At 65.3% G+C, this 12,060-nt stretch carries 9 protein-coding genes, 1 tRNA gene and 2 pseudogenes; 4 read left to right on the forward strand and 8 right to left on the reverse strand.

What is annotated here, in order from left to right; translation table 11 throughout:
* Positions 1 to 9 precede the first annotated feature (9 nt).
* Positions 10 to 2,394 (forward strand): response regulator, encoded by a 2,385-nt coding sequence (locus LOY42_RS17245; RefSeq protein WP_139672168.1) that lies wholly within the window; start codon positions 10 to 12, stop codon positions 2,392 to 2,394.
* 54 nt (positions 2,395 to 2,448) lie between these two features.
* Here LOY42_RS17245 and LOY42_RS17250 read toward each other — a convergent pair.
* Positions 2,449 to 2,523 (reverse strand) — tRNA-Gln (locus LOY42_RS17250).
* 292 nt (positions 2,524 to 2,815) lie between these two features.
* Here LOY42_RS17250 and LOY42_RS17255 point away from each other — a divergent pair.
* The 3 genes and pseudogenes from LOY42_RS17255 to LOY42_RS17265 all read left to right on the forward strand — a co-directional run.
* Complete coding sequence (locus LOY42_RS17255; protein ID WP_102684527.1) at positions 2,816 to 3,058, forward strand: hypothetical protein; 243 nt, start codon at positions 2,816 to 2,818, stop codon at positions 3,056 to 3,058.
* Between the two features lie 106 nt (positions 3,059 to 3,164).
* Positions 3,165 to 4,238: a cell division protein ZapE gene (gene zapE, locus LOY42_RS17260; RefSeq protein WP_258598586.1), complete on the forward strand. Its 1,074-nt coding sequence runs from the start codon at positions 3,165 to 3,167 to the stop codon at positions 4,236 to 4,238.
* Positions 4,239 to 4,358: 120 nt separating this feature from the next.
* Positions 4,359 to 4,550: pseudogene (locus tag LOY42_RS17265) on the forward strand (MFS transporter); the annotation flags it as partial.
* Here the strand turns inward: LOY42_RS17265 and LOY42_RS17270 are convergent.
* The 7 genes and pseudogenes from LOY42_RS17270 to LOY42_RS17300 all read right to left on the reverse strand — a co-directional run.
* Positions 4,524 to 4,604: pseudogene (locus tag LOY42_RS17270) on the reverse strand (cell filamentation protein Fic); the annotation flags it as partial. The pseudogenes LOY42_RS17265 and LOY42_RS17270 overlap by 27 nt on opposite strands.
* Positions 4,605 to 4,606: 2 nt before the next feature.
* Entirely contained in the window at positions 4,607 to 4,774 is a 168-nt protein-coding gene (locus tag LOY42_RS17275; protein ID WP_102684523.1) for a YhfG family protein, read from the reverse strand.
* A gap of 77 nt (positions 4,775 to 4,851) precedes the next feature.
* On the reverse strand, positions 4,852 to 6,663 hold the full coding sequence (locus LOY42_RS17280; protein WP_139672174.1) for an ABC transporter ATP-binding protein/permease: 1,812 nt from the start codon (positions 6,661 to 6,663) through the stop codon (positions 4,852 to 4,854).
* 242 nt (positions 6,664 to 6,905) lie between these two features.
* Positions 6,906 to 7,109, reverse strand: coding sequence for a formate dehydrogenase subunit delta (locus tag LOY42_RS17285; RefSeq protein ID WP_139672178.1), 204 nt, complete (start codon positions 7,107 to 7,109; stop codon positions 6,906 to 6,908).
* A complete protein-coding gene (fdhF, locus tag LOY42_RS17290) occupies positions 7,106 to 9,982 on the reverse strand; it encodes a formate dehydrogenase subunit alpha (RefSeq protein WP_139672181.1) in 2,877 nt (958 codons plus the stop codon). Before fdhF ends, LOY42_RS17285 begins: the two co-directional genes overlap by 4 nt.
* Complete coding sequence (locus tag LOY42_RS17295; protein WP_139672184.1) at positions 9,979 to 11,523, reverse strand: NADH-quinone oxidoreductase subunit NuoF; 1,545 nt, start codon at positions 11,521 to 11,523, stop codon at positions 9,979 to 9,981. The genes fdhF and LOY42_RS17295 overlap by 4 nt, the downstream gene beginning before the upstream one ends.
* Positions 11,517 to 12,002: a formate dehydrogenase subunit gamma gene (locus LOY42_RS17300; protein WP_139672187.1), complete on the reverse strand. Its 486-nt coding sequence runs from the start codon at positions 12,000 to 12,002 to the stop codon at positions 11,517 to 11,519. Before LOY42_RS17300 ends, LOY42_RS17295 begins: the two co-directional genes overlap by 7 nt.
* Between the last annotated feature and the right edge of the window lie 58 nt (positions 12,003 to 12,060).

Consider the following 12,060-nt stretch of genomic DNA (forward strand, 5'->3'; position numbering starts at 1 on the left):
GCGGACACGATGCAACTTACTCCACTGAAACTGCTGATGGTCGAAGACAGCGCCATGGATGCCGAGCTGATCCTGGTGCGCCTTGAGCGCAGCGGGTTTCAGGTGCAATCACGGCTGGTGTTCGACCATGTCGGTGCCGAGCATGCCCTGGGCGAGGCTTCGTACGACCTGATCCTATGCGATTGCGTGCTGCCGAGTTCCTCTGGCGCCGACGTGCTGGCCATCGCCCAACGCCTGGCGCCTCACATACCGTTCATCTTCCTCTCCGGCATCTACGGCGAAGAACACGCGGTGGAGATGATCCGCCTCGGCGCCACCGACTACGTCCTGAAGAAGAACCTGCCGCTGCTACCCAAGGCCGTGCGCCGGGCGCTGACCGAAGTGCAGGAACGCCAGCGCCGACGCCGCGCTGAAGAGGCCCTGGCCGAGGCGGAGGCGCGCGCCCGCATCGCCATCGATGCCGCCGGCATGGGCACTTGGGACTACCGCCCGCAGGACGGGCAGTTGGTCTGGGACGACCGCTGCAAGATGCTGTTCGGCCTGCCCAGCGACACTCGGATGACGATCGAGGTCTTCTACGCCGGCATCCACCCCGACGACCAATCCCGTGTGCGCAACGCCGTCGAACAGGCCATGCGCCCTGACAGCGATGGCCATTACCGGGCCGAGTTCCGTATCGCTCAACCCGGCGCACTGGAGCCGCGCTGGCTGCTCTCCACCGGCCAGACCCAACTCATCGACGGCCTGTGCGTGCGCTTTTCCGGGGTGCTGCAGGACATCCACCAGCAGCGCCAGGCCACCCGGGCGCTGGAGCAGCTAAACGAGATGCTCGGCGAGCGGGTCGAGCGCCGCACCCGCGAACGCGACCGTGCCTGGGAACTGTCCCAGGACCTGCTGGCGGTACTCAACAAGGACCTGACCCCGGTAGCCCTCAACCCGGCCTGGGAAGCAGCGCTGGGCTTTCCCCGTGAGCGGTTGGCGCAGATTTCGCTGCTGCAGCTGCTACCGGAAGCCGACCAGGAAACCTTCCTCACCGAGCTGGCCGCGCTCTCTCAGGGACGCACCAGCGCCCGCTTCGTCGGCCGCATCCTGCATGCCGAAGGCCAGCAGCGCTGGCTGTCTTGGGTGGTGGTGCCGGACGACAACCTGCTGCATGTGGTCGCCCGCGACATCTCCAGCGAACGCGAAGCGGTGCTGGACCTGGCCGAGGCCAACGAGCGCCTGCGCGAACAGATCGCCGAGCGCGAACGCATCGAGGCCGCGCTGCAGCAGATGCAGCGCCTGGAAGCGGTCGGCCAGCTCACGGCCGGCGTTGCGCACGATTTCAACAACCTGCTGACGGTGATCCTCACCGGTGCCAGCTTCCTGCAGAACGACTTGGACAAAGGCCTGCTGGACAAGGCACACAAGCGCCTGCAGCACATTCGCGAGGCGGGTGAGCGCGGGGCCAAGCTGACCTCCCAGTTGCTGGCGTTTTCGCGCAAGCAACGGTTGGAGCCGGTGCCGCTGAACCTCAACCGCACGTTGGCAGGGCTGGAAGAACTGCTGCGCCGCACACTGGGTGGCAGCGTCGCAGTGCGCCTGGAGCTCGATGCTGGGCTATGGCAAGCCCTGACCGACCCGACCCAGACCGAAATGATCATCCTCAACCTGGCGATCAACGCCCGCGACGCCATGCCCGAGGGCGGCCAACTTACCCTGGCCACGCGCAACACCCGAATCAATACCCGTCCACAACGCCCGGAGGACCCGGAACCCGGTGAGTACGTGGTGCTGAGTATCCGCGACAGCGGCTGCGGCATGAGCGAGGAAGTACTGGCCAAAGCCTTCGAACCGTTCTTCACCACCAAGGATATCGGCAAGGGCTCAGGCCTGGGGCTGGCGCAGGTGTTCGGCTTCGCCAAACAGATCGGCGGTGGCGTGCGCATCGATACAACGCCAGGCCGCGGCACCCTGGTCAGTGTCTACCTGCCAGCGGTAAAGGCCCGTGCCGATTCACTCACTACGGGCGAGGACGATGTGCGCCCGCCTTTCGCCCAAGGGGCCGAGCGTCACATCCTGCTGGTGGACGACGACCATCTGGTGCGCGAAATGATTGGCGACCTGCTGCAGCGCCAGGGCTACGAGGTACACCAGGCGCACAATGGTGCCCAGGCCATGGCCCTGCTCGATGAACGCATAGACCTGCTGCTTACCGACTTCGCCATGCCAGAGTTCAATGGTGCCCAACTGGCCCTGGCGGCCCGCGAGCGCTTTCCACGCCTGCCCGTGGTGTTCCTCACCGGCTATGCCCAGCTGCAAGGGCTGGAGCTGCAGGGGTGCCAGGTGGTGCAGAAACCGGTGCACGAACACATCCTCGCCCAGGTGCTGGCCGAGTCGCTGGAAAACAGGTAGGCAGAAACGAAAAAATCGCCGAAAGGCGATTGGGAAGAGGATACAACTTTAAAATGGCAGGGGCGGCTGGATTCGAACCAACGCATGGCAGGATCAAAACCTGCTGCCTTACCGCTTGGCGACGCCCCTGTATCGGATCTGGCGAATGACTGATCACCGCCTCACTGACAACCCCCTGACAGCTCCGTGTGTTGCTGCTCGGGAATGGCCGGCACTTTAACAACCTTTTTTCGAAGTGGGAAGCTTTTTTTTGAAAAAAACGCAGGAAAACAGCAAGTTAGTTATAGCAGCTACCTCCCGAGAGGGTTCTCGCGGCACCTACGACAACCGCTCGTCGCAATTCCACCGCCTCGCCTCAACACAATCGCATTCCTCCATTCCAATCAGATAGAGCCCATCGGCGCATTACAAGGAGGACGCCATGCCCGTTTCCCATGACCTCTATCAGGACCTGCACTACCCACGCGAAATCGTCCAGCAGCGCCGCCAGCAGGACCCGCAGCTCGACCGCCTGCTGGACGAGTACATGGACATCGACAACCAGGTGCTGGCCGCCGAGTCGATCTCGGCAGGCAACTTTGTGGACGAAGACCTGCGCCATCTCAAGGAGCGTCGCCTGGCGGTGAAGTACATGATCGAGCGCCAGCTCGAGCACAAGACCTGAAGTATCGTATTTCACGATCATTGCCCGGCACATTCTCGATTGGTCAAAATGCCCGGCATCGCGCAAGCTGCGCCCTGCCCCAGACTCGGCCCGAGGAGCCTGCCACTTGCCCACCTGGATTCCCCCGTCCTTGCGCCAGATTGGCCAGCGCCTGCGCAGTGCCCCGGCCAAGGTTCCCACCTTGTTGGGCCACTTCCAGACAATGGCAACCGAGCGTGGCTATGCCCTGAGCGATGGGCAGCTTCAGGTGATAGAGGCGATGGCCATGCTGTTGGGCAGCCTCGACGCGGGTCCGACGCGCAGCCTGTACCTGCACGGCGCGGTCGGACGCGGCAAGAGCTGGTTGCTCGATGGCTTCTTCCAGGCCGTGCCGACGGCGGCCAAGCGTCGCCTGCATTTTCACGATTTCTTCGCCCGCCTGCACCAAGGCATGCATCACCACCGGGCGCAGGACGATGCCCTGGGGGCGACCCTCGACGCGCTGCTTGGCCACTGCCAAGTGCTGTGCTTCGACGAGTTCCACGTCCATGACATCGGCGATGCCATGCTCCTCACCCGGCTGTTCGATGCCCTGTTCGCACGAGGCGTTTCCCTGCTGGTCACGTCCAACTACGCGCCTGAGGGGTTGCTGCCCAACCCGCTGTATCACGCGCGCTTCCTGCCGGTGATCCGCCTGATCAACAGCCGCATGCAGGTGCTTGAGGTAGGGGGAGAGACCGACTTTCGCAGCCTGCCAGCCAATCGCCAACACCAGCACTTCACCCGGGGTCGCTACGTCTGGCCAGGAGATGCAGGGCAGCGCCGGGCTCTGCAGGTGCCCGCGCCGCAGCCGGTAGGGCTGGAGGTCAACAAACGTTCCCTGAGGGCCCTGGCCAGCGAGGGGCGCCAGGTAATGTTCAGCTTCGACGATCTGTGCGAACAACCGACAGCAGTGATCGATTACCTGGCCCTGGCCGAGCGCTATGATCGCTGGATCATAGACGGCCTGGATGATCTGGCCGAGTGCTCGCTGGCGGCGCAGCAGCGCTTCGTCAACCTGGTGGATGTGCTGTACGACCAGGACCGGGAGGTGCTGGTGATCGGCAAGCAGGCGCTGGAAAAAAGCCTGGGCGGCGCCATCGCCGATCTGATGCGTACACGCAGCCGCCTGGGACAGCTGCATCAGCAAGGGCCAGCCTGAGCGCCCCTGCTAGTGTGGTGTTTCACAAATAACGACCATAACTCGCGGCGCTTTTTGCGCTCATGCGGCGTTGAGGCCGCTATTGTCTAGAGTGAAATCGGAGCAACGCCGAGATCACCGATGAACAGTGTTCCGCACTCGCGCCGTCGCCACAGCCTCGCGCTGATCCCCCGCAGCGTCTGGGCCCTGGGTTTTGTCTCGCTACTGATGGATGTCTCTTCGGAGATGATCCACGCCCTCCTCTAGCTGTACATGGTCAGCGTGCTCGGCACCTCAGTGCTGGCCGTCGGCCTGATCAAGCCGATTGCGCAAGACCGAGGTGCCGGCATAGCAATAAGCATCCTGCCCTACCCCGTACTTATCCAACGTCAACGCTGCTTGCGGTATTTATGCAGCAGTTCCTCCCGGGTCGGGAGTTCACGCTCGGCCGCGTCCCGAGACACGCTGAACCCCTCTAGCCTCAGGCTGGCCAGGTAGTTGGAACGACGCGTCTTGGCGCAATAAGCCTTCTTGGTTTCCAGGCTGATCCCCTTCACCTTTACACACCTTGCTGGGTGAACACACCGCGATTATAGCGGATCGCAAGCAATGCCGTGCTATGTTCCCCTACGCCCTATGCTGGCACGGCCGGCTGTTGCTCCAGGAGCGACCAGCCCCCCTGCCCGTCCACCTCCAGGCGATGGGAATGGAACGCCGCCAGGGTGCTGCGGTGCCCGACGCTGACCAGCAGCGTCGCCGGCAACTGCTCACGCAGCAGCGAATACAACGCATGCTCCAGCCCTTCGTCCATCGCCGAGGTGGACTCGTCGAGGAACACCACCTGCGGCCGATTGAACAGCACCCGGGAAAACGCCAGGCGCTGCTGTTCGCCCAGCGACAGGATGCGCGACCAGTCACGCGGCTCGTCCAGTCGCTCGGCCAGGTGGGCAAGATTGACCTGGCGCAGGGCCTGTTGCATGCGCGCATCGTCCCCAGGCTCACCCTGCGCCGGATAGGCGATGGCAGTACGCAGGTCACCCAATGGCAGGTACGGACGTTGCGAGAGGAACAGCGCCTGCGTCCCCAACGGCCGCCTGACCTCACCGTCGGCATGCGGCCACAGGCCCGCCAGGGCGCGCAGCAAGGTGGTCTTGCCGCTGCCCGATGGTCCCTTGATCAGCAGCGCCTGGCCGCTGTGCAGGTTCAGGTCGAGATCGGTGATCAGCGCGTGGCCGTCGGGCCGACGCACCTGCAAGCCATGAATGCCCAGCGCATGCGCCAGGTCCACAGTGGTCACCCGTGGCAACTCACTGGCCTGCTGATTGGCATCGAGAAACCCGGTCAGACGGTCGAGGGTGGCACGATACTGGGCGAAGGTGTCGTAGGACTCACGGAAGAACGACAGTGAATCCTGCACCTGGCCGAAGGCCTGGGCGGTCTGCATCACGTCGCCGAGCTTGATCGCACCACTGAAAAAGCGCGGCGCCTGGAGGATGAACGGGAACACCACCGCCACTTGGCTGACGCCCAGGTTGAACCCGCTGAACTTGAGGTTCCGGAATACCAGGGCCCAGGCGTTGCCGATCAAGGCGAAGAAACGCCCAAGCAAGGTGCCGCGCTCCACCTGCGCGCCCTGGTAGAAGGCGATGTTCTCGGCGTTCTCGCGCAAGCGCATGAGCGCGTAGCGGAAGTTGGCGGTAAGTTTTTCGTTGAGGAAATTCAGGCGGATCAGCGGCTGGCCGAGGCGAAAGGCGATCCAGGTGGCGATCAGCACATAGATGTAGACAGCAAACACCATCGCCCGGGGGATTTCGACGCCGGCCACGGCCAGTGGCGCCGACAGGCCCCAGAGAATGCCGGTGAACGCCACCAACGACACCACCGCGCCAACCGCCCCCAACGCCAGGGAAACGGAACCTGTGACAAAGTTGTTCACGTCCAGCTCGATACGCTGGTCGGGGTTATCCACGGGCTCTGCGAGAAACTGCCCACGGTAGTAGGCATCGCCGTGCATCCAGTCGGCGGTCAGGCGCTCGGTGAGCCACACCCGCCAGCGGATGTTAAATGCCTGGGTCACATAGAAGGTGAACAGCGAACGCAGTACATGGATGGTCGCCAGCACCGCGAACACCCCGAGCATGTACCAGAACGCCGTCTGGTCCAGGGCCTGCAAGGCACTGTAGAAACCGTTGTACCAGAACGAGAACAGCACGTTCAGGCGCACCGCGAACAACGTCAGCACCAGCAGCAGGGCGAAGGCCAGCAGCGGGCGCCAGCTGCGGCGCCAACTGAAATAAGGTCCGGCCAGGTGCCAGAACTGAGCACCCCAGCGGGTGCAGCGCACCGCCAGGAAGGCGGCGACGATGAAGCAGCCAAAGGTGACCAACGAGGCGATCGCCAGCCAGCTCAGGCTCGCTTGCAGGGCCTGGTGCCAGTTCATGTCCATGGTGGGCTTCCGTCAGGGTGTTCTTGCGAGCGTAGCACCGGCTATTCGTTAACCCTGCGAACATGACGGACATTTCATCCAGGCCATGCGCTGCGCCAACATTCTATTGCTGGCGATCGGATCAGGGCGGGAGCCCGCCGGCGGTCACAGGGCACCGCTGACGCTGCGCATCGCCGGCAAGCCGGCTCCCACAACGACCGCATCAGCCTCAAGCCATGCGCCATCCTGCGGGAGCAGGCGTGCTACGCCAGTGCCTCCCGTACCTTGGGGTCGAGCCCCTCCCCCGCGTGGGTCTCGTTCCACTCCAGTAACTGCCGGCGCATGGCCGGCGTCCAGAAGCTCTGCAGATGCTGCCTCACCCCCTGCACCGCCTTGGCATGATCCGGCTCACTGTCGAAGTAATGAGCGATCTGGTTGGCCATCTTGACCAGGTTGTCGCTGCTCATGGGCGCACCTTCGCCTTTTCCGACTGACGCCGCTCCTTGAGCAAGCGCCGCTGCTCGTCACTGAAACTCTGATAGCGCTTCTGCCATTCCGACGGCTGGAACACCTTCACCACCTCCACTGCGGTGACCTTGTATTCCGGGCAGTTGGTGGCCCAGTCGGAGTTGTCGGTGGTGATCACGTTGGCCCCGGACTCGGGGAAGTGGAACGTTGTGTACACCACCCCCGGCGCCACCCGGCTGCTGACCCTGGCGCGCAGCACGCTCTGCCCGGAGCGGCTCCCCACGCCCACCCAATCGCCGTCGGCGATGCCGCGGCTCTCGGCGTCGCTGGGGTGGATCTCCAGGCGGTCCTCGTCGTGCCAGGCGACATTGCCGGTGCGCCGGGTCTGCGCGCCGACGTTGTACTGGCTGAGGATGCGCCCGGTGGTCAGCAGCAGCGGGTAGCGGCTGTTGACCTTCTCGTCGGTGGGCACATAACCGGTGAGCATGAAGCGCCCCTTGCCGCGCACGAACTGCTCGATGTGCATGGTCGGAGTGCCGTCGGGAGCGGCGTCGTTACATGGCCACTGCAGGCTGCCGTGGCGGTCGAGTTCGGCATAGCTGACCCGGCGGAACGTCGGGGTCAGGCGGGCGATCTCGTCCATGATCTGCGATGGATGCTGGTAGTCCATGTGATAGCCCAGGGCATCGGCCAAGGCCAGGGTCGCCTCCCAGTCGGCCTTGCCGGCCAGCGGTTCCATGACCTTGCGCACCCGCGAGATACGCCGCTCGGCATTGGTGAAGGTGCCGTCCTTCTCGAGGAACGAGCTGCCGGGCAGGAACACATGGGCGAACTTGGCCGTCTCGTTGAGGAAAATGTCCTGTACCACCACGCACTCCATCGCCAACAGCGCGGCGGTGACGTGCTGGGTATTGGGGTCGCTCTGGGCGATATCCTCGCCCTGGCAGTACAGCGCCTTGAAGCTGCCATCCAGCGCGGCCTCGAACATGTTGGGTATGCGCAGGCCCGGGTCGGGCTGCAGGGTCACGCCCCAGGCCTGCTCGAACTCGGCGCGCACGCTTTCGTTGGAGATGTGCCGGTAGCCGGGCAACTCGTGGGGGAACGAACCCATGTCGCACGAGCCCTGCACGTTGTTCTGCCCGCGCAGCGGGTTCACCCCCACCCCTTCGCGGCCGATGTTGCCGGTGGCCATGGCCAGGTTGGCGATGCCCATCACCGCAGTGCTGCCCTGGCTGTGCTCGGTCACGCCCAGGCCATAGTAGATCGCAGCATTGCCGCCAGTAGCGTACAGCCGGGCGGCGGCGCGGATCTGCTCGGCGGGCACGCCGCACACCGGGCCGAGCACTTCAGGGGCATTGTCGGGCTGGGCGACAAAATCGCGCCAGCGCGCAAAATCCTCGGTTTCGCAGCGGGCATCGATGAAGCGCTGGTCGAGCAGGCCCTCGCTGACGATCACATGAGCCAGGGCGTTGAGCATGGCCACGTTGGTACCCGGACGCAGTTGCAGGTGCAGTTCGGCGCGGGCATGGGGTGAATCGACCAGATCGATGCGCCGTGGGTCGATGACGATCAGCCGCGCGCCCTGGCGCAGGCGGCGCTTGAGCTGCGAGCCGAACACCGGGTGGGCGTCGGTGGGGTTGGCGCCGATCACCAGCACCACGTCGGCCTGCATCACCGAGTCGAAGCTCTGGGTACCGGCGGACTCGCCCAGGGTCTGCTTGAGGCCATAGCCGGTAGGTGAATGGCAAACCCGCGCGCACGTGTCGACGTTATTGTTGCCGAAGGCCGTGCGCACCATTTTCTGCACCAGGTACGCCTCTTCGTTGGTGCAGCGGCTGGAGGTGATCCCACCGATGGAATCACGCCCGTACTTGAGCTGGATGCGTCGCAACTCGCTGGCGGCATAAGTGACTGCCTCATCCCAGCTGACCTCTTGCCACGGATCCTCCAGGCGTTTGCGGATCATCGGCCTGGTGATGCGGTCCGGGTGCGTGGCATAGCCCCAGGCGAAGCGTCCCTTGACACAGGCATGGCCGTGGTTGGCGCCGCCGTTCTTGTCCGGGACCATGCGCACCAGCTGGTCGCCCTTCATCTCGGCGCGAAACGAGCAGCCCACGCCGCAATAGGCACAGGTGGTGATCACCGCGCGCTCGGGCTGGCCGAGCTGGATCAGGCTTTTCTCGCTCAGGGTCGCCGTCGGGCAGGCCTGCACGCAGGCGCCGCAGGAAACGCATTCGGAGCTGAGGAAATCGTCACCGCCGGCCGCCGCCACCCGCGACTCGAAACCACGCCCGGTGATGGTCAGGGCGAAGGTGCCCTGGATGTCCTCGCAAGCGCGCACGCAGCGGCTGCAGACGATGCACTTGCTCGGCTCGTAGTCAAAGTACGGGTTGGACACGTCCTTGCCTTCGCCCAGGTGATTGGCGCCGTCGTAGCCATAGCGCACCTCGCGCAGGCCGACCTGGCCGGCGACGGTCTGCAGCTCGCAGTTACCGTTGGCCGAACAGGTCAGGCAGTCCAGCGGGTGGTCGGAGATATACAGTTCCATCACGTTGCGGCGCAGGTCGGCCAGGCGTGGCGTCTGCGTGCGCACCACCATGCCCTCGCCCACCGGGGTGGTGCAGGACGCCGGGTAACCGCGCATGCCGTCGATCTCGACCATGCACATGCGGCACGAGCCGAAGGCCTCGAGGCTGTCGGTGGCGCACAGTTTGGGGATGCTGGTGCCAAGCATGGCCGCGGCGCGCATCACCGAGGTGCCGGCGGGCACGCTGATCGAACGGCCGTCGATGACCAGGCTGACCTGCACCTCGCTGAGGCGTTGCGGGGTACCCAGGTCGAGGTCGCTGCTGGGGTCGAAGTAATTGATCATTGCGCGGCCTCCAGACCGAAATCGGCGGGGAAATGCTTGAGGGCGCTGGCCACCGGGTACGGGGTCATCCCGCCCATGGCGCACAGCGAGCCGTACTGCATCGTGTCGCACAGGTCGCGCAGCAACCCCGCCTGGCTTTCGCGGTAGGCCGGGTCGGTGCTGGCGATCAGCCGGTCGACCACTTCCACGCCGCGGGTCGAACCGATCCGGCACGGCGTGCACTTGCCGCAGGATTCTTCGGCGCAGAACTGCAGGGCGAAGCGGGCCATGCCGGCCATGTTCAGGGTGTCGTCGGCCAGTACCACGCCGCCATGGCCGAGCATCGCGCCAATGGCAGCGAAGGCCTCGTAGTCCAGCGGCGTGTCGAACTGTTCAGGCGGCACCCAGGCACCCAGCGGGCCGCCGACCTGCGCTGCCTTGATCGGCCGGCCACTGGCGGTGCCGCCACCGTAGCCATCCACCAGCTCGCGCAGGGTCAGGCCGAAAGCGCGCTCCACCAGCCCGCCATGGCGGATATTGCCGGCCAGCTGGAACGGCAGGGTGCCGAGCGAGCGGCCCATGCCGAAATCGCGGTAATAGGCCACGCCCTTGGCCAGGATGATCGGTACCGAGGCCAGGGTGAGCACGTTGTGCACCAGCGTCGGTTGACCGAACAGGCCCTCCAGCGCCGGCAACGGGGGTTTTGCGCGGACGATGCCGCGCTTGCCCTCCAGGGATTCGAGCAGCGCGGTTTCCTCGCCACAGATATAGGCTCCCGCGCCGACCCGCACCTCCAGGTCGAAGGCCACGCCGCTGCCGGCGACATCCAGGTAACCGGCCTCGCGGGCCAGCAGGATCGCCTCGTTGAGCGCGCGCACGGCATCGGGGTACTCCGAGCGCACATAGATGTAGCCCTTGCTCGCCCCCACGGCGAGGCCGGCGATGATCATGCCCTCGATCAGCAGGAACGGGTCGCCCTCCATCAGCATGCGGTCGGCGAAGGTACCGGAGTCACCCTCGTCGGCGTTGCACACCACATACTTCTGCCCGGCCGGCGCCTGGCGCACGGTGCGCCACTTGATGCCCGCCGGGAAGGCCGCGCCACCTCGGCCACGCAGGCCCGAATCGAGCACTGCCGCGACCACTTCGTCGCCGTCCAGCAGGGTGGCCTGGCGCAGCCCCTCGAAGCCACCGTTGGCGTGATAGTCATCCAGCGACAGCGGCCGGGTGATGCCGGCGCGGGCGAACAACAGGCGCTGCTGGGTTTTCAGGTAGGGAATCTCCTCGACCGGCCCCAGCGCCAGCGCATGGCCGGCGTGGTCGCCCGCCAGGGCATCGAGCAAACCGGGGACATCCTCGGGCGCTACCGGCCCGAAGCCCAGCCGGCCTTGCGCGGTGTCCAGTTCCACCAGTGGCTCCAGCCAATACAGGCCACGGGAGCTGGTGCGCTTGATGCGTATCGGCAGGTTGCGCTGCGCCGCCTCGCGGGCCACCGCATCGGCCACTTGGTCGGCACCGACTGCACGGGCCAGCGAATCACAGGAGATGCACAGGTTCAACATGCCTTCACCTCCTCTCGGCAGCTCGCCACCAGCGCCCGCAGGCGCTCCGGGGTAACGCGGGCGTGGAGCTGGCCATCGAGCTCCAACGCCGGCGAGCAGGCACAGGCACCCAGGCAGTACACCGGGCGCAGGTCGAGCGCACCGTCTTCGCTGCGGCCGTGGTCATCCAGCCCGAGCTGCTCGCGCAATTGCGCGGCCAGCGCCTCGGCGCCACGGCTCTGGCAGGACTCGGCGCGGCACAGGCGCAGGGTATGGCGGGCCGGCGGCGTGGTACGGAAATCGTGGTAGAAGCTGAGCACCCCGCGCACCTCGGCCTGGCTGAGGTTGAGGGCATGGGCGATCTCGGTGACGGCGATGTCAGGGATGTAGCCGGCGCCGGTCTGGATGGCCTGGAGAATCGGCAACAAGGCGCCGGGGGTGTCCTTTTCACGGGCCAGGACACGCTGGATCAACGGCAGGTGGTTCAACTCATCAGGCATACAGCAGACCTCGGCAACCCGGCCCGACCCTGATCGCGGGCCAGTGTCCGGCGGTGTT

It is taken from the genome of Pseudomonas sp. B21-023, assembly GCF_024749165.1.
Taxonomy (GTDB): domain Bacteria; phylum Pseudomonadota; class Gammaproteobacteria; order Pseudomonadales; family Pseudomonadaceae; genus Aquipseudomonas.

Bases quoted from the DNA above. Each gene is read 5' to 3' on its own strand.
- LOY42_RS17285 (WP_139672178.1), bottom strand. From the start codon at position 7,109: ATGAGCAGCGACAACCTGGTCAAGATGGCCAACCAGATCGCTCATTAC.
- LOY42_RS17280 (WP_139672174.1), bottom strand. From the start codon at position 6,663: ATGGACATGAACTGGCACCAGGCCCTGCAAGCGAGCCTGAGCTGGCTG.
- LOY42_RS17300 (WP_139672187.1), bottom strand. From the start codon at position 12,002: ATGCCTGATGAGTTGAACCACCTGCCGTTGATCCAGCGTGTCCTGGCC.
- LOY42_RS17295 (WP_139672184.1), bottom strand. From the start codon at position 11,523: ATGTTGAACCTGTGCATCTCCTGTGATTCGCTGGCCCGTGCAGTCGGT.
- LOY42_RS17245 (WP_139672168.1), top strand. From the start codon at position 10: ATGCAACTTACTCCACTGAAACTGCTGATGGTCGAAGACAGCGCCATG.
- LOY42_RS17255 (WP_102684527.1), top strand. From the start codon at position 2,816: ATGCCCGTTTCCCATGACCTCTATCAGGACCTGCACTACCCACGCGAA.
- fdhF (WP_139672181.1), bottom strand. From the start codon at position 9,982: ATGATCAATTACTTCGACCCCAGCAGCGACCTCGACCTGGGTACCCCG.